The organism is Pseudomonas sp. fls2-241-R2A-110, from assembly GCF_030209165.1.
In the GTDB taxonomy this organism is placed as follows: domain Bacteria; phylum Pseudomonadota; class Gammaproteobacteria; order Pseudomonadales; family Pseudomonadaceae; genus Aquipseudomonas.
In genome coordinates, this window is the sequence record NZ_JARVSN010000006.1 from 62,770 (window position 1) to 82,747 (window position 19,978).

Below are 19,978 nucleotides of genomic sequence, written 5' to 3' on the forward strand. Positions count from 1 at the left end.
ATGTCGACTGACTCGCCCTCATCGCGAGCAAGCTCGCTCCCACATTTGATCTCCATGGTTAGCGAGATCTGCGTTTCACATCGACCTCAATAAACATAAGAAGAGGCATCCCTCATGCAACCGCAATCCCTCGCAGGGCAGGCGTCGTTGGTGACGCCCAGTCGCAAGCGTTTTTTCATCATGGTCCTGCTGTTCATCACCGTGGTGATCAACTACCTGGACCGCAGCAACCTGTCCATCGCCGCCCCGGCACTGACCAGCGAACTGGGCATCGACCCGATCCATGTCGGGCTGATTTTTTCAGCGTTCGGCTGGACCTACGCCGCCATGCAGATTCCCGGTGGCTGGCTGGTCGACCGGGTGCCACCGCGCATTCTCTACAGCGTTGCCTTGCTGCTGTGGTCGGTTGCCACCGTGATGCTCGGCTTCGCCGCCAGCTTCATTGCGCTGTTCGTGTTGCGCATGGCGGTCGGTGCCCTGGAAGCGCCGGCCTATCCGATCAACAGCCGCGTGGTTACCACCTGGTTCCCTGAGCGCGAACGCGCCACGGCCATCGGTTTCTACACCTCCGGGCAATTCGTCGGCCTGGCGTTCCTGACACCGGTGCTCGCCTGGCTGCAGCATGAGTTCGGCTGGCACATGGTGTTCGTCAGCACAGGTTTAGTCGGCATTCTCTGGGCGGTGATCTGGTACGCGGTGTATCGCGAGCCACGGGATTTCAAAGGTGCCAACGACGCCGAAATCGACCTGATCCGCGAAGGCGGCGGGCTGGTGGATATCCAGGCCGAGCAAGCCAGGGTCAAGGCCAAATTCAGCTGGACCGATCTCGGCATCGTGCTGACCCAGCGCAAGTTGTGGGGCATCTACCTCGGTCAGTTCTGCCTCAACTCGACGCTGTGGTTTTTCCTGACATGGTTCCCGACCTACCTGGTGAAATACCGCGGCATGGACTTCATCAAGTCCGGCCTGTTGGCGTCTCTACCGTTTCTCGCGGCCTTTGTTGGCGTGCTTTGTTCCGGTTTCTTCTCCGACTTCCTGATCCGTCGCGGCTACACCGTGGGGTTCGCTCGCAAATTGCCAATCATTGGCGGTCTGTTGATTTCCACCTCGATCATCGGCGCCAACTTCGTCGAGTCGACGCCACTGGTGATTGCCTTCCTCGCGTTGGCGTTCTTCGGTAACGGCCTGGCCTCGATCACCTGGTCGCTGGTGTCCACGCTGGCTCCAGCGCGCCTGCTCGGCTTGACCGGCGGGGTGTTCAATTTCATCGGCAACCTGGCGGCGATTACCACGCCGATTGTCATCGGTTTCCTCGCCACCGGTGATTCGTTCGCTCCTGCGATCACCTATATCTCGGTTCTGGCGTTGATTGGCGCGCTTTCCTACATCTTGCTGGTCGGCAAAGTCGAGCGTATCAAGTTGTAGTGACCGCCGTCGGGCGACCATAATGCCGCCCGTTCACTCGCTCAACGGTAAAGGCTGGATATGCAGGAAGACGCCCCAAAAATCGCCAAGGATGCCGCGCCGACCGGCACCCAGACACTGCTTCGCGGTCTGGGTGTGGTTCAGGCTGTGGCCAGTGGCGCCCGCGACCTCAAGGAAATCGCCCGGTTGATCGGCACGACACGCAGCACCACCCATCGTCTGGCCAGTTGTCTGGTGGACGAGCGCTATCTGCGCGTGGTGCCGCAGGTCGGATATCTGCTGGGGCCGAAGCTGATCGAGCTGGGTTTTCAGGCGCGCGAAGAACTGCCGTTGGTGACGTTGGCGGGTCCCTATCTGGATGAGTTGTCGGCATTGACCGGCGACACCATTCACTTGGCGATACGTGAAGGCGACGAGGTGCTGTATCTGCACAAGAATCCGGGGCGCAATGGCCCGGAAATGCGCTCGCGGGTCGGCCATCGGATGCCGTTGGCGCGTACCGGGATCGGCAAGGCACTGATGCTCGATGACACGCAGGAAGATTGGAAAAGGCTGTACGAAGTCAGTCTGCCAGCGGGTGGGAAAAATCAATTCTGGCCGCAGCACCCGGAGCAATCCTGGGAGCAGTTCCAGCAGCGCATGATCGAGTATGTCGCGGGCGGTTATGCCTTCGACCTCGAAGACAACGAACCGTCGATCCGCTGTGTCGCGGCACCGATCCGCGATGCCAGCAAGCGCATCGTCGCTGGCATCAGCATTGCCAGCACCGTGCCGTACATGCCGCTGGAAAAAATGGCCGAGCTGATTCCCCTGATCAAAGGGGTCACGGCCCGGCTCTCGGCGGAGCTTGGCGCTAAGGTTTAGACTTTCAGCGTCGCCATGTCGATCACGAAACGGTACTTCACATCACCGGCAATCATGCGGGTGAACGCTTCGTTGATCTGATGGATGTCGAGCATTTCGATGTCGCAGGTGATGTTGTGCTCGGCGCAGAAATCCAGCACTTCCTGGGTTTCGGCGACGCCACCGATCAGCGAACCGGCCAGTACGCGACGACCCAATACCAGTTTGGCGGCGTGGACGGGTGGATCGATCGGTTCGATCAATCCCACCAGAATGTGCACGCCGTCGAAACGCAGGGTATCGAGGTAGGGGTTGAGGTCGTGCTGCACCGGAATGGTGTCCAGCAGGAAGTTGAAGTGCCCGGCAGCGGCTTTCATCTGTTCGGCATCGGTGGACACGATCACATGGTCGGCGCCTTGGCGACGACCTTCTTCAGCCTTGCTCGCCGAGCGGGTGAACAGCGTCACTTCCGCGCCCATTGCCTTGGCAAACTTGATGCCCATGTGGCCGAGGCCGCCCATGCCGAGAATCCCGACCTTATCGCCCGCTTTCACGCCGTAATGCTTGAGCGGCGAGTAGGTAGTGATGCCGGCGCAAAGGATCGGCGCGGCGCTGGCCAGGTCGAGTTTTTCCGGGATTCGCACCACGAAGTGTTCGCTGACCACGATGCTGTCGGAGTAACCGCCCATGGTGTTGCTGCCATCGACCCGGTCCGGGGTGGCATAAGTCATGGTCGGACCTTCGAGGCAGTATTGCTCCAGGTTCGACTGACAGGCTTCGCAGCTGCGGCAGGAATCGACCATGCAGCCGACGCCAACCAGATCGCCGATTTTGTGCCGGGTGACATTCGCACCAACGGCGGTAACTTTGCCTACGATCTCGTGGCCAGGCATCAGCGGGTAAACGGCAATGCCCCACTCGTTGCGGGCCTGATGGATGTCGGAATGACAGACGCCGCAGTAGAGAATGTCGATGGCAACGTCGTCAGCGCGAGGGCTGCGGCGTTCGAATTTTACCGGGGCGAGGGGAGTGGTGGCCGACTGGGCGGCGTATCCGATGGCGGTGTACATGAGGAACCTCGCAAGAGCAGTGACAGGTGAGGCGACGCATTTTGGGCGCCGTGCCGGCTACCGGCCATGGCGATTCCTCCGGGTGTCATGCCTAATCCTCCGGCATCAGCCTTTGATGGGGTGCATTGGCGATCAGACCTGCGATGATGCTTTCATCCCTTTTTCCGCGACTTTTTTGGTGCAGAGCTCTCATGTTGTTAACCCGTCATCTCGACGCCAATGCCACCTTGGTTTCGTTGATCCAGCCGCTGACCACCCGCGACGGCTTCGCCCCTACGGCGTTGCCGGGCGTGCAGGTTTTGCGGGCCAGTTGTGATGTGGCGCGTGGTCCACAGATCTACGAGCCGAGCCTGGTGATCATCGCCCAGGGCAGCAAACTGGCGTACCTGGGCCCGCGAACCCTGGAGTATGGCGCCGGGCATTATCTGATCCAGGCGTTGCCGGTGCCTTTTGAGTGCGAAACGTTTTCAGCGCCGGATGGACCGATGCTCGGGGTTTCGATTGCCATTGATCGGGTCTTGCTCGGTGAATTGGTGTTGGCCATGGGGTTGGCGCCTAGGCGCAATATTGCTGCGCAAACGCCAGACTCGATGACCTCGGCCGTGCTCGACGATGACATGCGCGGTTGCGTGGAGCGGTTGTTGCGTTGCCTGCACGATCCGCAGGAATGCCAGATCATGGGGCCGGCGCGATTGCGCGAATTATTGTTCGTCGCGTTACGCGGTCCGCAAGCGGATGTATTGCGGGCACTGGTGGAGCAGCAGGGGCAGTTCGCCCGGATTGCGGCCTCGCTCAACCATCTGCACGGGCACTACACCGAACCGCTGAACGTCGAGACGCTGGCCAGTTGCGCGAACATGAGCGCGTCGACTTTCCATGAGCATTTCAAACGCAGCACCTTGTTGTCGCCGGTGCAGTACTTGAAGCGCTTGCGCTTGCTCAAGGCGCAGCAATTGTTGCTCGCCGAAGGCCTGGGGGTGGCGCAAGCGGCGCATCGGGTGGGGTATCAGAGCACGTCGCAGTTCAGTCGCGAGTACAAGCGCTACTTCGAGCGCAATCCAGGCGATGAACGCGCTGCTTGAGTAATCGATTAACCCTGTGGGAGCGAGCTTGCTCGCGATAGCGGTATATCAGTCGACATCTATGTTGAATGGTCGGGCGCCATCGCGAGCAAGCTCGCTCCCACAGGGGATTTGTGGTGTGGATAAAATATCGGGCAACAAAAAGGCCCCCGTTCGGGAGCCTTGATGTTCAGGCGTTCGGCTTACATGTTCGGGTAAGTCGGGCCGCCGGCACCTTCCGGCGCCACCCAGGTGATGTTCTGTGCAGGGTCCTTGATGTCGCAGGTCTTGCAGTGAACGCAGTTCTGGGCGTTGATCTGGAAGCGTTTTTCGCCGTCTTCCTTGGTCACCACTTCGTACACGCCGGCCGGGCAATAACGCTGGGCTGGCTCATCGTACAGCGGCAGGTTCTTGCCGATCGGGATGCTCGGGTCGGTCAGCTTCAGGTGGCACGGCTGTTCTTCTTCATGGTTGGTACCTGAGATGAACACCGAGCTGAGTTTGTCGAAGCTGATCTTGCCGTCGGGTTTCGGGTAGTCGATCTTCTTGCAGTCCGCCGCGAGCTTGAGGCAAGCGTAATCCGGCTTGGTGTCGTGCAAGGTGAACGGCAGTTTGCCGCCGAAGATGTTCTGGTCCAGCCAGTTGAAACCGCCGCCGACGATGGCGCCGAACTTGTGGATCGCCGGGCCGAAGTTGCGGCTGGCGAACAGTTCGTCGTAGAGCCAGCTCTTCTTGAACGCGTCGACGTAGGTGGTCAGTTCTTCGGTGCCGTCTTTCTCGGCGAACAATGCGTCGGCCACGGATTCAGCGGCGAGCATGCCGGACTTCATCGCGGTGTGGCTGCCTTTGATCTTGGCGAAGTTCAGAGTGCCCAGGTCGCAACCGATCAGAGCGCCACCCTTGAACACCATCTTCGGCAGCGAGTTCAGGCCGCCTTTGCAGATGGCGCGTGCGCCGTAGCTGATGCGCTTGCCGCCTTCCAGGTACTGCTTGAGCACCGGGTGATGCTTGAGGCGCTGGAACTCGTCGAACGGCGACAGGTAGGTGTTGCTGTAGGAAAGATCGACAATCAGGCCGACGACCACCTGGTTGTTTTCCAGGTGATAGAGGAACGAGCCACCGGTGTTTTCGGTGCCCATGATGTCCATCGGCCAACCGGCGGTGTGGACCACCAGGCCAGGCTGGTGCTTGGCTGGATCGACTTCCCAGATTTCTTTCAGGCCGATGCCGTAGTGCTGGGCATCAGCCTCGCTGTCGAGGTTGAAGCGCTTGATCAACTGCTTGCCGATGTGGCCGCGGCAACCTTCGGCGAACAGCGTGTACTTGCCACGCAGTTCCATGCCCGGGGTGTACAGGCCTTCTTTCGGGTGACCTTCGCGGTCTACGCCCAGATCACCGGTGATGATCCCGCGCACCACGCCGTTCTCATCGAACAGCGCTTCCTGGGCAGCGAAGCCCGGGTAGATTTCCACGCCCAGGTTCTCGGCCTGCTGGGCGAGCCAGCGGCACAGGTTACCCAGGGAGATGATGTAGTTGCCTTCGTTGTGCATGGTCTTGGGCACAAAGAAGTCTGGAATTTTTTGCGCGCTGTCGGCGTTCTTGAGAACGAAGATGTCATCGCGGGTGACTGGCGTATTCAGCGGAGCGCCGAGTTCTTTCCAGTCCGGGAACAATTCGTTCAGGGCGCGGGGTTCGAAAATCGCGCCGGAGAGGATGTGAGCACCGACTTCGGAGCCTTTTTCGACCACGCAGACGCTGATTTCCTTACCGGCTTCAGCGGCCTTCTGCTTCAAGCGGCAGGCGGCGGAAAGACCAGCGGGGCCGGCACCGACGATGACGACGTCGAATTCCATGTATTCGCGTTCCACAGGTTATCTCCTACTCAAGGCTCAACAGTTTTTTTTCTAATTGGAGGTTTGGTGTCGCATCCATGAATGACTGCTCAACGCGCAGCACGGACAATCGATTGACCACCTTTCTCTTTGGGTGGCGCATTATATCTACACCACTCCTAGCGTCCAATACAAACGTTTGTTTGAATTGGCTCAAAGCCAGAGAAATCAAAGTCACGCGGCTTATGAACGGCCATTTTGCCGTATTGACCGGAATAAGCGTTCCGGTCAAGATACGGTCGGTTTTGCGCTCGCCGTAGGCTGACTGTTGGTATCAAGAGCACCTCTAAAGACAGGGCGATGGCAGTACAAGGTGATTTGTTGCGCAGGTTTGGCGCGCAGTTTACACGCCACGATAATAAATGACTTGTCGGTCACTACTGACGAACGGTCATCTGCCTCGTGAGCAAGGTCACCCGATACACCTGCCAGCGTTTTTAGAGGTGCCCTTGCGCCGATGAGCATCAAACCGCCAGGTTCGCCTAGGCGACTTTCTTTTCACCGGAGAGTAACGAGGAATCCATGAAGGTTCTTGTAGCTGTCAAACGCGTTGTGGATTACAACGTCAAGGTTCGCGTCAAGGCGGACAATTCCGGCGTCGACCTCGCCAACGTCAAGATGTCGATGAACCCGTTCTGCGAAATCGCAGTGGAAGAAGCCGTACGCCTGAAAGAAAAAGGTGTTGCGACTGAAATCGTCGTCGTCTCCGTCGGCCCGTCCACCGCTCAAGAGCAACTGCGCACTGCGCTGGCTCTGGGTGCCGACCGTGCCATCCTCGTCGAATCCGCTGAAGATCTGACTTCCCTGGCCGTTGCCAAGCTGCTCAAGGCTGTTGTCGACAAGGAACAGCCTCAGCTGGTGATCCTTGGAAAACAAGCCATCGACAGCGACAACAACCAGACTGGCCAGATGCTCGCTGCATTGAGCGGCTACGGTCAGGGCACCTTCGCTTCGAAAGTCGAAGTGTCCGGCGACACCGTTGCCGTGACCCGCGAAATCGACGGCGGCGCGCAGACAGTTTCCCTGAAGCTGCCAGCCATCGTCACCACCGACCTGCGTTTGAACGAGCCGCGCTATGCGTCTCTGCCAAACATCATGAAAGCCAAGAAGAAGCCTCTCGAAGTGCTGACTCCGGACGCTTTGGGCGTTTCCACCGCCTCCACCAACAAGACCGTGAAAGTCGAAGCGCCAGCTGCACGCAGCGCGGGTATCAAGGTCAAGTCGGTGGCTGAACTGGTCGAGAAACTGAAAAACGAAGCGAAGGTAATCTAAATGACTATCTTGGTTATTGCTGAACACGACAACAAAGTAGTGGCCCCGGCCACACTGAACACCGTGGCTGCCGCTGCAAAAATCGGTGGTGACATCCACGTGCTGGTTGCAGGCCAAGGCGTTGGCGCCGTGGCTGAAGCCGCTGCGAAAATCGCTGGCGTGACTAAAGTGCTGGTGGCCGACAACGCCGCCTACGCTCACCAGTTGCCGGAAAACGTTGCTCCTCTGGTTGCCGAGTTGGGCAAGGGCTACAGCCACATCCTGGCTGCCGCCACTTCCAACGGCAAAAACATCCTGCCGCGCGTTGCCGCTCAGCTGGACGTTGACCAGATCTCCGAGATCATCTCGGTCGAAAGCGCTGACACCTTCAAGCGTCCGATCTACGCCGGTAACGCCATCGCCACCGTTCAATCGAACGCTGCCGTAAAAGTCATCACCGTGCGTGCCACCGGTTTCGACCCGGTTTCCGGCGAAGGTGGCTCCGCTGCCGTTGAAGCGGTTGCTGCTGCGCACGACGCTGGCACTTCGAGCTTTGTCGGCGAAGAACTGGCCAAGTCCGATCGTCCTGAACTGACCGCTGCCAAGATCGTTGTTTCCGGCGGTCGCGGCATGCAGAACGGCGACAACTTCAAACACCTGTACGCCCTGGCCGACAAGCTGGGCGCTGCCGTCGGTGCTTCGCGCGCCGCGGTCGACGCAGGTTTCGTACCCAACGACATGCAGGTCGGTCAGACCGGCAAGATCGTTGCTCCACAGCTGTACATCGCCGTCGGTATCTCCGGCGCGATCCAGCATCTGGCCGGCATGAAAGACTCCAAAGTGATCGTTGCGATCAACAAGGACGAAGAAGCGCCGATCTTCCAGGTGGCCGATTACGGCCTGGTGGCGGACTTGTTCGAAGCCATCCCTGAGTTGGAGAAGCTGGTCTAATCCGGCTGCTTCACTTATAAAGAGCCCGACCTGTTGGTCGGGCTTTTTTTTGTTCCGGATTTGAGTGGGAGAGTGTCGCCATGGATCTGCGCCGCGTGTGTGGCTGGTCATTGCTGTTGGGCCTGACAATGTTGCCGGCGCTGTCCAATGCCGCGGGCAAGTGCGAACGCCTGGTGGTGACCGGTAGCCCGGACGCACCACCGTACCTGTGGCAAGACCCGCAAAACCCCAAGCGTTTGATCGGTGCCAGCGCTGACCTCTTGCAACAGGTGGCGGGGGAGATGGGCATCAAGGTCGAGCTGCTTTATGCCGGCAAGCGCGCACAGGCACTGGATGAAGTGCGCAGCGGACGCATGGACATGTTGGCCGATGCGTCACTGACCGTCAGTGAACTGGACACCCTGGACTATATCCATCCACCGCTGCTGGAAAATGATTACCTGGTCTGGACCCGCAAGGACTCGGCACTGGTCTACAACCAAGTGCAGGATCTCCATGGCCATCCCGGTGCGCTGTCGGAAAAGTCTCGAATGACCCAGGCATTCGGCACTTTCGCCGAGCAGCAATTGACCCTCCTGCGTACTCCAAACCTGACCCAGGCCTTTCAGAAATTGCTGCTGGGGGAGGTGGAATTCGTCCTCGCCGGGCGCTACTCGGGCATGGCCGCCGCGCAGGCGCTGAGCATGGCCAATGACCTGATCCCTCGCCCGCAACCGGTCGACAAGCCCGGACTGTTCCTCGCGGTTTCCCACAACTCTGCCTGCAACGATCCTTGGTTGCGCGGACAGCTGGCCAAAAAGATGACAGAATTGCCCGCGTCCGGACTGACTGAGGCTGTGTTGCAACGCAACATCGAGCGCTGGAAAGCGCAGCAGCAGCAACAACCGCAGCAACTGCCTGTCAGTACCCCAAAACAGTAGGGATTTTTAGTGAGTATTCGACCTCTTTTCGCTGCCCTGGCCGTTCTGGCTCTGGCGGGTTGTGCAGCCGATCCGGCGCCGAATGAACAAATACGCTTGACCGAACAGACCCTCGAACAAGCCAAGGCCGTTGGCGCCAACGCCGACGATGTGCCGGAACTGAAGCTGGCCGAAGAAAAATTCTCTCGCGCCCAAGGCGACATGGCCGATCATTCCTACAAGCATGCGCGCATGCGGGCCGAACAGGCCGAGCTGGATGCGCGCCTGGCTGAAGCGAAGGTGCTGACCCTCAAGAGCGAGGAGCAGTTGAACGTGCTCAACACCCGCATCACTCGTCTGCGCAAGCAACTGGGAGATGCCCAATGAGCCTCACGTCCAAAGCACTCGGCGGTTTGATCCTGGCAGGTTGCGCGAGCCTTTATGGTTGTGCCGGTCAACACAGCGAGACCGCGCTGCAGCAAGCCGGCCAAGACTTCCAGAAGGTCAAGGAAGACTCCAACGTGCTGCGAATCGCTCCCAAGGATGTGATCCGCGCCGGCGAATCCCTGGCCCGCGCCGACCGGCTTTCCAGCTATTGGGGCAGCGGCGCGGACGTGGTGCATTACGCCTACCTGAGCCAGCGCTACAGCGAAATCGCGCGTGAACACACCAATCAAGTGCTCAACGAAGAGCGCGCGACGAAGCTCGAACTGGAGCGTCAACGCCTGCAACTGGCCTTGCGTGAGTCCAAGTTGCTCAGTGTGCAGCAGCAGGGCAAGTGGCTCGAAGAACAGATCGTTGCACTGGCGACCACGCAGACTGATCGCGGCCTGGTGATGACCCTGGGTGACGTGCTGTTCGATACAGGTGAGGCGGAGTTGAAGAACTCGGCGAACCGTGTGGTGCTCAAAATCGTGCAGTTCCTGCAACTCAATCCCAAGCGTGTGGTTCGCATCGAGGGCTACACCGACAGCACAGGCGGCAAGCAGGAGAACCTCAAGCTGTCCCTTGACCGCGCGCAGTCGGTAGCGGATGTGCTGATGGACCTGGGTATCGACGATAAACGAATCAAAGTCGAAGGCTACGGCGATGATTACCCGGTGGATGTGAACGCTTCCGAGCGTGGTCGCGCGCAGAACCGACGGGTGGAAATTGTGTTCTCCGACGAAAAAGGCCAGCTCGGCGCCGCTCGCTGAGGGCTGCGTCACTGGAAAACCCGGCCTGCCTGTCAGCGCCGGGTTTTTTTACGCCTGCCAATCGCTTCACAAAGCAGTACAGTTTTTGCTGACACTGCACTGTATGGTCGACTATTGTGGCAACTGTCCCAGTACACTTCTAAACTGTTCCGGTATTGTTTCACACAAGAATAAAATGCCCGTGAAATCGAGTGCTGCGTCATGACCAATCTCTTGCTCTACCAACGTATTGCTCAGCAACTGGCCGAAGACATCCGTCGTGGCGTCTATCAGCCGGGGGAGCGCGTGCCTTCGGTACGCAAGATGAGCTCGCAGCTCAACGTCAGTCATGCGACCGTGTTGCAGGCTTACGCCAACCTTGAGGATCAGGGGCTGATCCGCGCCCGGCCACAATCGGGTTACTACGTGCACCAGACGCCGGCCCTGACCGCGCCGACACCGGATATCGCCCGGGTTGAGCGCCCGGGCCTGGTCACGCGTAGCAGCATCATTCAACAAGTGTTGGTCGAGTCGCGCCGCGAGGGTGTTTTTCCCCTGGGGGCGGCGGTGCCAAGCGTCGACTACCTGCCTGTCCGCGCCTTGCACCAGCAGTTGGCCAAAGTCACCCGTTTCCATAGCCCGCGGGCTTTCAGCTACATGTTCAGCCCCGGTTTCGAGCCGTTGCGCCGACAGGTGGCGATCCGCATGCGTGATGCCGGTGTAGTGGTCGACCCCTCCGAGGTAGTGATCACCCACGGTTGCGTTGACGCGTTGCAGATGTCACTGCGGGTGCTGACCCGGCCGGGCGACCTGATCGCCGCCGAATCACCGACCTATTACGGATTGCTGCAACTGGCCGACCTGCTGGGCCTCAAAGTCATTGAAATCCCGAGCGACCCGGCGTCCGGCATGAGCCTGGAAGCCCTGCAATTGGCGGCCAACCAGTGGTCGATCAAGGCGCTGGTGCTTACCACGCGTCTGAGCAATCCGCTAGGCGGCACCATGCCTGAAGAGCGGCAGAAGCAACTGCTGCGCCTGGCCTCGGATTTCGATATCCAGATCGTCGAAGACGACATTTATGGCGAGCTGATGTTTGAGCAGGGACGCACCAAGTCTCTGAAAGCCTATGACCGGCTGGATCGCGTGATTTATTGCTCAAGCTTTTCTAAAACCCTGTCACCGGGCGTGCGGATCGGCTGGATGATCGCCGGCAAGTATCAGCAGGAAATTCAGCGTTTGCAGACCTTCAGCACGCATTCGGCGTGCAGCGTCACGCAAATGGGGATCGCCGCTTACCTCGAGAACGGCGGTTACGACCGTCACCTGCGCTACATTCGTCAGGAATATCGCAAAAACCTCAGCGCCTTCCAGCTGGCCGTGCAGCAGTATTTTCCGGAAGGCACGCAAATGACCCGGCCTACCGGCGGTTTTATTCTATGGGTCAGTCTGCCGGGGCGGGTTAACACTCAGGAACTGCATGTGCGTGCTTTGCAGCAAGGCATCAGCATCGCGCCGGGGTTGATTTTCAGTAATACCGAGCAGTTCAATCATTGCATTCGGCTGAACTGTGGCACGCCGTGGAACCGTGAAGCCGAGCGTGCATTGATGACATTGGGAATGTTGGCGACTCAACTTTGCCAGGAGATGGCCGGCGGCATTTAAAGGGACGGACTGTTCAGGCGTGTCCATGCTTGTCTTGTTGCCTGCAACAGGCGAGCATATGGCCCTCTGCCGTTAGCCCTGTTGGGTCCATGAAACCGATTTATCCTGCCGTGTGGCTGTCCTTATGCCTGTTGATGACCTTTCATGCCGAAGGCGTCATGGGCGCTTCCGTTCAGGAAAAACCGACAGCCAGTACATCCTCGAAGAAAGCAGCACCTGTAAAAAAAGTCGCGCCGGTGAAAAAAAAGCCGACGGTGAAAAAGCGTCCACCCATTGCCTCCAAATCGAAATCGGCCAGCGAAGTGGTGAAAACCCAACTTCCTCCGGTAAAGCTGGACTTGAGCTTGCCTCAAGGCATGGTTGAAGAGCTGAAGCCGATCGGAACGGTGCCATTGCCCCGGCACGATGCGGTGTTGCCACAAATGTTTGGTGACAAAGCGAGCAGCAGCCCGTTTCAGCTCAACGGCCGTCTGCTCAACAACGAAATGCAGTTGCAACGGCGTAACGAAGAACGCCGGGATGTCGAAGGCGCAGCACTGGATTTCGAGTTCAAGCGGTAAACGACGCTGATTCGTGACCCCCGACCCAGACGCTTTGTCGGAGACTGGTCAGTCACGCTCGTTTGAGTGCAAAAACCCCGGTCCAGGTAATTTTAAACGGCTGTTTTAACGGTTACTCTGTGCCTCGTCCATTAACACATTGCCCCGCGAGGAGCTTTCGTCATGAAGTGCCGTGAAGGCTGTGGCGCCTGTTGCATTGCCCCTTCCATCAGTTCGCCGATTCCCGGCATGCCCAATGGCAAAGCCGCTGGCGAACGTTGTATCCAGCTATCTGTCGATAATTTGTGCCGTCTTTTCGGAATGCCGGAGCGTCCTGCCGTCTGCTCGGCATTTGCAGCCGATGTCGAAGTCTGCGGAAGCAGCAGTGACGAAGCGATCAAGTTGCTGGGTTGGTGGGAGCAAGTAACGGCGGCGTGATGTGTTCAACGAACGGAACTTCAACAATAAGGAATAAGACTATGGGTTCGCTGCATCGTATGGCTGTGCTGTGTGGTTTGACACTGGTGCTGGCTACCTCGGCGGCACACGCCGAAGACTGGAAAGTTGCCAAGAACGAAGACGGTATCAAAGTATCCCTGAGTGAAGTGCCCGGCTCTGACTACAAGGCCTATCAAGGCGTTACGTTGATGAAAACCACCGTCGCCAAACTGCGTGCATTGCAGGAAGACGTGGCCGGTGCCTGCGCCTGGATTCACGAATGCAAGACTCAGAAACTGCTCAAGCACGAAGGCGATCAGAATTGGACCTACACCCAGTTCAATACCCCATGGCCAGTGACTCCGCGTGATTCGGTGTTGCACGTCACCACCATTGAAGGCACCGACGGCAGCCTGACGCGCAAACTCGAAGGCGTGCCGAAATACATTCCGGAAGAAAAAGGTTTTGTGCGGGTCACCAAGGTCGAAGGTTTCTGGAAGTTCGTACCCAAGGGGGATCAGGTCGAAGTGACCTATCAGGTGCACACCGAGCCGGGTGGCAGCATCCCGTCGATGGTGGCCAACAAGTTCGTGGTCGATGCACCGTTCAACACCCTCAAAGCCTTGAAGCAACGCGCCGAGAAGTAATCGCACGGCGTTTGATGTAACGCCCCGACTTTCGGGGCGTTTGCGTTTCTGAGGAGGGTGAAAAAGGTTTATTTTGTTTCTGGATATACGTTGCACGAAATTTTCACAAAGCCTCCAAGACAATCCGCCCGATCAGCTTGCCAAACAGTAATCATTGGCAATGATGCAGGTGATCGTGCAACATTTGCGCACCGCGCAAGCCCCGGGGCCGAGAACTGGCCGACAGAGGGCCGGGCACCACTTTATTTTTGTAACTTCAACTTCCAATGGGTCCTAAAACGACATGGCAAACCCGGACGCCCTGAGTCAGCAGCGAGCTTCTAGTCGCCTGCTGCAACCGACCGTCAAATCGCACCTGGCCTACACGCTGCTGTGCGCTTTTGTCATGATGGTCATGTTCAGCCTGCTGCGCGTTGCGCTGCTGGTCTACAACCGCTCGATGATTCTTGATACACCGGCCTCGACCTTCCTTGAAGCGTTCGCCAACGGCCTGCGTTTCGACCTGCGTCTGGTGGTCTACCTCATCGTTCCGTTGCTGCTGGCGTTGTTCAGTGCACGGGCCATGGCGGCACGCGGTTTTTTCCGCCTTTGGCTCACCGTCGCTTCGAGCATCGCGTTGTTCCTCGGCTTGATGGAAATGGACTTTTACCGCGAATTCCACCAGCGCCTCAACGGTCTGGTCTTCCAGTATGTGAAGGAAGACCCGTCTACCGTGATGAGCATGCTCTGGTATGGTTTTCCGGTGGTTCGCTACCTGCTGGCCTGGGCCTTCGGCACGCTGATCCTGACCCTCGCGTTCAAGGGCGCGGACCGCGCGACCCGGCCTCGTGGCCCATTCAGCGGCGGCAGCATCGGCACGCGCCAGATCGCCCCGTGGTATGCACGCATCGCGGTATTCGTGGTTTGCCTGATGATGTGCGTAGTTGCCGCCCGCGGTACTCTGCGTCAGGGGCCGCCATTGCGTTGGGGTGACGTCTACACCACCGATTCGAACTTCGCAAACCAGTTGGGCCTCAACGGCACGTTGCAACTGATTGCCGCCGCCAAGAGCCGGATGTCGGACGAGCGCAGCAACATCTGGAAAGCCACACTGGACCAGCCACTGGCCCAGCAGACCGTACGTGACATGTTGCTGACACCCAGCGACAAACTGGTTGATGCAGATATTGCCGCCGTCCGTCGCAACTTCACCCCGAATGCCGACAAGACCCTGCCGATCAAGAACGTCGTGGTGATCCTGATGGAAAGCTTCGCCGGTCACTCGGTTGGTGCATTGGGACGTCCGGGTAACATCACGCCGTCTTTCGACGCACTGTCCAAAGACGGTCTGTTGTTCGACCGCTTCTTCTCCAACGGCACGCATACCCACCAGGGCATGTTCGCGACCATGGCCTGCTTCCCGAACCTGCCAGGTTTCGAATACCTGATGCAGACCCCGGAAGGCAGTCACAAACTGTCTGGCCTGCCGCAGTTGCTCAGTGCCCGTGACTATGACGATGTGTACGTCTACAACGGCGATTTCGCCTGGGACAACCAGTCGGGCTTTTTCAGCAACCAGGGCATGACCAACTTCATCGGGCGTAACGACTTCGTTAACCCGGTGTTCTCCGACCCGACCTGGGGCGTGTCCGACCAGGACATGTTCAACCGTGGCCTGGAAGAGTTGAAAGCGCGCGATGGCAAGGACAAAAAACCGTTCTATGCCTTGTTGCAAACCCTGTCCAACCACACGCCATATGCCTTGCCAACACCGTTGCCGGTCGAGCGCGTCACTGATCGTGGCACCCTTAACGAGCACCTGACCGCCATGCGCTACTCCGACTGGGCGCTGGGGCAGTTCTTCGAGAAGGCGCGCAAAGAACCGTACTTCAAGGAAACTCTGTTCGTGATCGTCGGCGACCACGGTTTCGGCAACGAGCAGCAGATCACCGAAATGGACCTGGGACGCTTCAACGTTCCAATGCTGATGATCGCGCCGGGCATCCAGGACAAATTCGGTAAGGTCGACCATACCGTGGGCACTCAGATCGACATCGTGCCGACCATCATGGGGCGTGTCGGTGGCGACGTGATTCATCAATGCTGGGGTCGTGACTTGCTGAACCTGCCGGAAGGCGACAAGGGTTTCGGTGTGATCAAACCTTCGGGCAGCGATCAAACCGTCGCGTTGCTGACAGCGGATCGTATACTGGTCCTGCCTAAGGACATGCCGCCCAAGCTGTATCAATACGAGCTGGGCGCCAATCCTAAAGGTGACGTGATTCCAGAGTCGGCCGATGAAGCGGCCCTCAAGCAGAAACTTGAAGCGTTCTTGCAGACCGCGACCAAGAGTTTGCTCGACAACACCGCCGGTGTGGTAGACGGCAAGCCGGATTAAAATTTTCGGCAATAAAAAAGAGGCCCTTTTTCAAGGGCCTCTTTTTTTGTCTGTTAGATCGTTAAATCCTGCCGAGTAACAGCAGAATCAACAGCACTACCAACACCACGCCGATAATACCCGACGGGCCATAACCCCAACTTCTGGAGTGTGGAAAGACCGGCAAACCACCTACCAGTAGAAGAATCAGAATAACGATAAGAATTGTGCCCATGTCTATTTCCTTGTTGGAAGTGTTTCGAAGTGACCTAGCTTTAAACTGTCAGCTGGAAGGCATTTAATTCAAGCTGCTTATAACGTCCGACTGGCGCGTGGGGCAGAAAATTCCAAGTTTTTTTAATGTTTTTCGAAGAAAGGCTTATTTCGTTTTTGCAACGTTAATTGATGCAGGCTCGCCGTGGTTTGCTCGGGCCATTCAGCAATCTGATGGAGCGTGGGTCGGGCAATGTCCTTCGCTACACTCAGCGCATCTTTCCCGGAACGACAAGGCTGTTTGCTATGCAAAATCGCATGATGATCACTGGCGCGGGCTCAGGCCTGGGTCGCGAAATCGCGCTGCGCTGGGCGCGTGAAGGCTGGCAGCTGGCCTTGTCGGATGTCAGCGAGCCTGGCCTGCAAGAGACCCTCAAACTGGTCCGGGAAGCCGGCGGTGACGGTTTTATCCAGCGTTGCGATGTGCGCGATTACAGCCAGCTAACGGCCTTCGCCCAGGCGTGCGAAGAGAAACTGGGCGGCATCGATGTCATCGTCAACAACGCGGGCGTGGCCTCGGGCGGTTTCTTCAGTGAGCTGTCACTTGAAGATTGGGATTGGCAGATCGCGATCAACCTGATGGGCGTGGTCAAGGGCTGCAAGGCTTTCCTGCCGCTGCTGGAAAAAAGCAAAGGCAAGATCATCAACATCGCTTCGATGGCCGCACTGATGCAAGGCCCGGCCATGAGCAACTACAACGTGGCCAAAGCCGGCGTCGTGGCATTGTCCGAAAGCTTGCTGATCGAATTGGCACAGCAGGAAGTGGGCGTGCATGTGGTCTGTCCTTCGTTCTTCCAGACCAACCTGCTCGACTCCTTCCGCGGCCCAACCCCGGCCATGAAAGCCCAGGTCGGAAAATTGCTGGAAAGTTCGCCGATCACCGCGACCGACATTGCCGATTACATCTACGAGCACGTTGCCGCTGGCGAATTCATGATCCTACCCCACGAACAGGGCCGCATGGCGTGGGCGCTCAAGCAGAAAAACCCACAACTGCTCTACAACGAAATGACCGTCATGGCCGACAAAATGCGCGCCAAGGCCAAACAAAACGCGGGCTGAACTTGCCCCTGCGCAACACCCTCGTTAGGGTGGCCGCAATCGGCCATCCTCGCGAGACGTTTGCATGCTCAATTACTTGTGGTTTTTCCTCGCGGCGTTGTTTGAAATCGCCGGGTGCTTCGCGTTCTGGATGTGGCTTCGTCAAGGTAAAAGTGCATTGTGGGTCGTGCCGGCACTGATCAGCCTGACCTTGTTTGCGGTGTTATTGACCCGGGTCGAAGCGACTTACGCCGGCCGCGCCTATGCCGCTTACGGTGGCATCTACATTGTCGCGTCGATTGGCTGGCTGGCGGTGGTCGAGCGGATTCGTCCGTTGGGCTCGGACTGGCTGGGTGTGGCGTTGTGCGTGATCGGGGCCAGCATCATTTTGTTCGGCCCGCGCTTCTCCGCCTCCTGATGCTGGATTGAACCGATTTGTCAGACGTTTCCGTCGGGGGGAATCGTCGTGCGCTGTAGGGCAGGACTGATTTGCCTTCGCTGCATTGAAGACCGGCTGTGCGACGGGCATCTTCAAGGGCCGGTAACCCTGAAGGATGAATGCCATGCTTGTACTCAGCCGCGTTGTGGGCGAGATGATTTCCATCGGTGACAACATTTCCGTGCGCATTCTTGCCGTCAACGGAGGCAGCGTGCGTTTCGGCGTCGAAGCCCCCCAGAACGTCAATGTGCACCGCGCCGAAGTCTATGAGCGCATCCAGATCAAACTGGCCAAAAACAAAGGTCGTTGAAGGGCTCAGTCGAACAGATGCTTGGGCACATCATGCTTGAGCATCAACTGGCATTGCTCGCTCTCCGGATCGAAGACAATCAGTGCCTGACCCTTGGTCAGCGCTTGGCGAACACGTAATACGCGGGTTTCCAGCGGCGTGTCATCGCCGTTGTCCGTACCGTCACGGGTCACGAAATCCTCGATCAGGCGGGTCAGTGTGTCGACTTCTAGTTGGTCGTAGGGAATCAGCATAGGCACCTCGGTTTGACAATGGCGCGATGCTACGGCGAATGAGCGACTGCGGCTAGCCTCGACCTTGAAGGTTGCCTGGCCCGGCGCCATCGCGAGCAGGTCCGCCCCACAGTTGATCGCATTCCACTGTGGGAGCGGGCTTGCCTGCGATGGCGATAGTCCTCACACCCATACTCCGGATCGGGACTCAGCTATCGGAGCGTTGCCCAACGAGGCTATCCACCGGCGGCACCCGCGTATCGCTTTCCATCTGCGTGTCGTGCTCGATCTGATGACTGAACCGGTCCAGCGATCCCTTCGCCGGCTGAGCATCGCTGGCAAATACCGGCGGACTCAGAATATAAGCACCCAGCAACCGGCTGAGCGCAGCCAGGCTATCGATGTGCGTACGTTCATAGCCGTGAGTGGCGTCACAGCCGAAGGCGAGCAGGGCGGTGCGAATGTCGTGGCCGGCCGTCACCGCCGAGTGCGCGTCGCTGAAGTAATAACGGAACAAGTCACGGCGCACCGGCAGCTCGTTTTCACTGGCTAATCTAAGCAGGTGCCGCGACAGGTGGTAGTCATAGGGTCCGCCGGAATCCTGCATGGCGACGCTCACCGCATGCTCGCTGGAATGCTGGCCGGGGGCGACCGGTGCGATGTCGATGCCGACGAATTCGCTGACGTCCCAGGGCAATGCCGCCGCGGCGCCGCTGCCGGTTTCTTCGGTGATGGTGAACAGGGGATGGCAGTCGATCATCAACTCTGCGCCGCTGTCGACGATCGCTTTCATCGCCGCCAGCAGTGCCGCAACGCCGGCCTTGTCATCCAGGTGGCGAGCACTGATGTGGCCGCTTTCGGTGAACTCGGGCAGTGGGTCAAAGGCGACAAAATCGCCCACGCTGATGCCCAGTGAGTCGCAATCGGCACGGGTCGCGCAATAAGCGTCCAGGCGCAATTCAATGTGATCCCAGCTGATCGGCATCTCATCCACCGCTGTGTTGAACGCGTGCCCCGAGGCCATCAACGGCAATACGCTGCCGCGGATCACGCCGTTGTCGGTGAACAGACTGACGCGACTGCCCTCGGCAAATCGGCTGGACCAGCAACCGACCGGCGCCAACGTGAGTCGACCATTGTCTTTCACTGCACGCACCGCCGCACCGATGGTGTCGAGGTGGGCGGAAACCGCACGGTCAGGGCTGTTTTTCTTGCCCTTGAGCGTTGCGCGGATCGTACCGCGCCGGGTCATTTCGAACGGAATGCCCAGTTCTTCAAGGCGCTCGGCGACGTAACGCACGATGGTGTCGGTAAACCCGGTCGGGCTGGGAATGGCGAGCATTTCCAGCAAGACTTTTTGCAGGTAGTTGAGATCCGGTTCGGGAATTTTGCTGGTCATGGAAACTCCTGATGAGTAACGAACATCGATGGTTTCGATGAAGGGGATGAGTTCGTGTTTCCTGCCAAGGCCCCATCGCGAGCAAGCTCGCTCCC

At 58.5% G+C, this 19,978-nt stretch carries 21 protein-coding genes; 16 read left to right on the forward strand and 5 right to left on the reverse strand.

The window, feature by feature from the left end; translation table 11 throughout:
- The first annotated feature begins 114 nt into the window (after positions 1 to 114).
- Entirely contained in the window at positions 115 to 1,425 is a 1,311-nt protein-coding gene (locus tag QRN31_RS04465; protein ID WP_285430463.1) for an MFS transporter, read from the forward strand.
- Positions 1,426 to 1,485: 60 nt separating this feature from the next.
- Positions 1,486 to 2,289 carry an IclR family transcriptional regulator gene (locus tag QRN31_RS04470; protein ID WP_054613878.1) on the forward strand — a complete coding sequence of 268 codons (804 nt, stop codon included), beginning with the start codon at positions 1,486 to 1,488 and terminating at the stop codon, positions 2,287 to 2,289.
- On the opposite strand, the gene QRN31_RS04475 is transcribed toward QRN31_RS04470, so the two are convergent.
- A complete protein-coding gene (locus QRN31_RS04475) occupies positions 2,286 to 3,338 on the reverse strand; it encodes an NAD(P)-dependent alcohol dehydrogenase (protein ID WP_285430464.1) in 1,053 nt (350 codons plus the stop codon). The two genes, QRN31_RS04470 and QRN31_RS04475, sit on opposite strands and share 4 nt — an antisense overlap.
- Positions 3,339 to 3,529: 191 nt before the next feature.
- Between QRN31_RS04475 and QRN31_RS04480 the strand changes: the two genes are divergently transcribed.
- Positions 3,530 to 4,420, forward strand: coding sequence for an AraC family transcriptional regulator (locus QRN31_RS04480; protein ID WP_285430465.1), 891 nt, complete (start codon positions 3,530 to 3,532; stop codon positions 4,418 to 4,420).
- Between the two features lie 182 nt (positions 4,421 to 4,602).
- Here the strand turns inward: QRN31_RS04480 and QRN31_RS04485 are convergent, their stop codons facing one another.
- On the reverse strand, positions 4,603 to 6,267 hold the full coding sequence (locus tag QRN31_RS04485; RefSeq protein ID WP_259152625.1) for an electron transfer flavoprotein-ubiquinone oxidoreductase: 1,665 nt from the start codon (positions 6,265 to 6,267) through the stop codon (positions 4,603 to 4,605).
- 546 nt (positions 6,268 to 6,813) lie between these two features.
- Here QRN31_RS04485 and QRN31_RS04490 point away from each other — a divergent pair.
- The 10 genes from QRN31_RS04490 to QRN31_RS04535 all read left to right on the forward strand — a co-directional run bounded on the left by QRN31_RS04490 (position 6,814) and on the right by QRN31_RS04535 (position 16,230).
- The gene (locus QRN31_RS04490; protein ID WP_090186674.1) at positions 6,814 to 7,563 is read left to right on the forward strand and encodes an electron transfer flavoprotein subunit beta/FixA family protein; all 750 of its coding nucleotides are present in this window, start codon (positions 6,814 to 6,816) and stop codon (positions 7,561 to 7,563) included.
- Complete coding sequence (locus QRN31_RS04495; protein WP_285430468.1) at positions 7,564 to 8,493, forward strand: electron transfer flavoprotein subunit alpha/FixB family protein; 930 nt, start codon at positions 7,564 to 7,566, stop codon at positions 8,491 to 8,493.
- Between the two features lie 80 nt (positions 8,494 to 8,573).
- Positions 8,574 to 9,413: a substrate-binding periplasmic protein gene (locus QRN31_RS04500; RefSeq protein WP_285430469.1), complete on the forward strand. Its 840-nt coding sequence runs from the start codon at positions 8,574 to 8,576 to the stop codon at positions 9,411 to 9,413.
- Between the two features lie 9 nt (positions 9,414 to 9,422).
- Positions 9,423 to 9,779, forward strand: a complete 357-nt coding sequence (locus QRN31_RS04505) for a DUF4398 domain-containing protein (protein WP_285430470.1) — start codon at positions 9,423 to 9,425, stop codon at positions 9,777 to 9,779.
- Positions 9,776 to 10,588, forward strand: coding sequence for an OmpA family protein (locus tag QRN31_RS04510; protein WP_285430472.1), 813 nt, complete (start codon positions 9,776 to 9,778; stop codon positions 10,586 to 10,588). The genes QRN31_RS04505 and QRN31_RS04510 overlap by 4 nt, the downstream gene beginning before the upstream one ends.
- Positions 10,589 to 10,789: 201 nt before the next feature.
- A complete protein-coding gene (locus tag QRN31_RS04515; RefSeq protein WP_285430473.1) occupies positions 10,790 to 12,229 on the forward strand; it encodes an aminotransferase-like domain-containing protein in 1,440 nt (479 codons plus the stop codon).
- A gap of 89 nt (positions 12,230 to 12,318) precedes the next feature.
- The gene (locus tag QRN31_RS04520; protein ID WP_285430475.1) at positions 12,319 to 12,789 is read left to right on the forward strand and encodes a translation initiation factor 2; all 471 of its coding nucleotides are present in this window, start codon (positions 12,319 to 12,321) and stop codon (positions 12,787 to 12,789) included.
- Positions 12,790 to 12,951: 162 nt separating this feature from the next.
- Positions 12,952 to 13,206 (forward strand): YkgJ family cysteine cluster protein, encoded by a 255-nt coding sequence (locus tag QRN31_RS04525; RefSeq protein WP_285430476.1) that lies wholly within the window; start codon positions 12,952 to 12,954, stop codon positions 13,204 to 13,206.
- Positions 13,207 to 13,247: 41 nt separating this feature from the next.
- Positions 13,248 to 13,853, forward strand: a complete 606-nt coding sequence (locus tag QRN31_RS04530) for an START domain-containing protein (protein WP_285430478.1) — start codon at positions 13,248 to 13,250, stop codon at positions 13,851 to 13,853.
- Positions 13,854 to 14,136: 283 nt separating this feature from the next.
- The gene (locus QRN31_RS04535; RefSeq protein WP_285430479.1) at positions 14,137 to 16,230 is read left to right on the forward strand and encodes an LTA synthase family protein; all 2,094 of its coding nucleotides are present in this window, start codon (positions 14,137 to 14,139) and stop codon (positions 16,228 to 16,230) included.
- Between the two features lie 61 nt (positions 16,231 to 16,291).
- Here the strand turns inward: QRN31_RS04535 and QRN31_RS04540 are convergent, their stop codons facing one another.
- Positions 16,292 to 16,450 carry a DUF3309 family protein gene (locus tag QRN31_RS04540; protein ID WP_285430663.1) on the reverse strand — a complete coding sequence of 53 codons (159 nt, stop codon included), beginning with the start codon at positions 16,448 to 16,450 and terminating at the stop codon, positions 16,292 to 16,294.
- Positions 16,451 to 16,728: 278 nt separating this feature from the next.
- On the opposite strand from QRN31_RS04540, the gene QRN31_RS04545 reads away from it, so the two are divergent.
- The 3 genes from QRN31_RS04545 to csrA all read left to right on the forward strand — a co-directional run bounded on the left by QRN31_RS04545 (position 16,729) and on the right by csrA (position 18,272).
- A complete protein-coding gene (locus QRN31_RS04545) occupies positions 16,729 to 17,544 on the forward strand; it encodes an SDR family oxidoreductase (RefSeq protein WP_285430481.1) in 816 nt (271 codons plus the stop codon).
- 64 nt (positions 17,545 to 17,608) lie between these two features.
- Positions 17,609 to 17,941 carry a YnfA family protein gene (locus QRN31_RS04550; protein WP_285430482.1) on the forward strand — a complete coding sequence of 111 codons (333 nt, stop codon included), beginning with the start codon at positions 17,609 to 17,611 and terminating at the stop codon, positions 17,939 to 17,941.
- Between the two features lie 145 nt (positions 17,942 to 18,086).
- Positions 18,087 to 18,272: a carbon storage regulator CsrA gene (gene csrA / locus QRN31_RS04555; protein WP_090186644.1), complete on the forward strand. Its 186-nt coding sequence runs from the start codon at positions 18,087 to 18,089 to the stop codon at positions 18,270 to 18,272.
- Between the two features lie 5 nt (positions 18,273 to 18,277).
- On the opposite strand, the gene QRN31_RS04560 is transcribed toward csrA, so the two are convergent.
- Both QRN31_RS04560 and QRN31_RS04565 read right to left on the reverse strand, forming a co-directional pair.
- Positions 18,278 to 18,505, reverse strand: a complete 228-nt coding sequence (locus tag QRN31_RS04560; RefSeq protein WP_007945785.1) for a YheU family protein — start codon at positions 18,503 to 18,505, stop codon at positions 18,278 to 18,280.
- 187 nt (positions 18,506 to 18,692) lie between these two features.
- Positions 18,693 to 19,883 (reverse strand): osmoprotectant NAGGN system M42 family peptidase, encoded by a 1,191-nt coding sequence (locus tag QRN31_RS04565; RefSeq protein ID WP_285430483.1) that lies wholly within the window; start codon positions 19,881 to 19,883, stop codon positions 18,693 to 18,695.
- Positions 19,884 to 19,978: the final 95 nt, after the last annotated feature.

Excerpts from the sequence above, each read along its gene's own strand:
- QRN31_RS04475 (WP_285430464.1), bottom strand. The coding sequence starts at position 3,338 with ATGTACACCGCCATCGGATACGCCGCCCAGTCGGCCACCACTCCCCTC.
- QRN31_RS04465 (WP_285430463.1), top strand. The coding sequence starts at position 115 with ATGCAACCGCAATCCCTCGCAGGGCAGGCGTCGTTGGTGACGCCCAGT.
- QRN31_RS04500 (WP_285430469.1), top strand. The coding sequence starts at position 8,574 with ATGGATCTGCGCCGCGTGTGTGGCTGGTCATTGCTGTTGGGCCTGACA.
- QRN31_RS04470 (WP_054613878.1), top strand. The coding sequence starts at position 1,486 with ATGCAGGAAGACGCCCCAAAAATCGCCAAGGATGCCGCGCCGACCGGC.
- QRN31_RS04550 (WP_285430482.1), top strand. The coding sequence starts at position 17,609 with ATGCTCAATTACTTGTGGTTTTTCCTCGCGGCGTTGTTTGAAATCGCC.
- QRN31_RS04560 (WP_007945785.1), bottom strand. The coding sequence starts at position 18,505 with ATGCTGATTCCCTACGACCAACTAGAAGTCGACACACTGACCCGCCTG.
- QRN31_RS04535 (WP_285430479.1), top strand. The coding sequence starts at position 14,137 with ATGGCAAACCCGGACGCCCTGAGTCAGCAGCGAGCTTCTAGTCGCCTG.
- QRN31_RS04520 (WP_285430475.1), top strand. The coding sequence starts at position 12,319 with ATGAAACCGATTTATCCTGCCGTGTGGCTGTCCTTATGCCTGTTGATG.
- QRN31_RS04480 (WP_285430465.1), top strand. The coding sequence starts at position 3,530 with ATGTTGTTAACCCGTCATCTCGACGCCAATGCCACCTTGGTTTCGTTG.
- QRN31_RS04515 (WP_285430473.1), top strand. The coding sequence starts at position 10,790 with ATGACCAATCTCTTGCTCTACCAACGTATTGCTCAGCAACTGGCCGAA.
- QRN31_RS04525 (WP_285430476.1), top strand. The coding sequence starts at position 12,952 with ATGAAGTGCCGTGAAGGCTGTGGCGCCTGTTGCATTGCCCCTTCCATC.
- QRN31_RS04510 (WP_285430472.1), top strand. The coding sequence starts at position 9,776 with ATGAGCCTCACGTCCAAAGCACTCGGCGGTTTGATCCTGGCAGGTTGC.
- QRN31_RS04495 (WP_285430468.1), top strand. The coding sequence starts at position 7,564 with ATGACTATCTTGGTTATTGCTGAACACGACAACAAAGTAGTGGCCCCG.
- QRN31_RS04565 (WP_285430483.1), bottom strand. The coding sequence starts at position 19,883 with ATGACCAGCAAAATTCCCGAACCGGATCTCAACTACCTGCAAAAAGTC.
- QRN31_RS04490 (WP_090186674.1), top strand. The coding sequence starts at position 6,814 with ATGAAGGTTCTTGTAGCTGTCAAACGCGTTGTGGATTACAACGTCAAG.
- csrA (WP_090186644.1), top strand. The coding sequence starts at position 18,087 with ATGCTTGTACTCAGCCGCGTTGTGGGCGAGATGATTTCCATCGGTGAC.
- QRN31_RS04530 (WP_285430478.1), top strand. The coding sequence starts at position 13,248 with ATGGGTTCGCTGCATCGTATGGCTGTGCTGTGTGGTTTGACACTGGTG.
- QRN31_RS04545 (WP_285430481.1), top strand. The coding sequence starts at position 16,729 with ATGCAAAATCGCATGATGATCACTGGCGCGGGCTCAGGCCTGGGTCGC.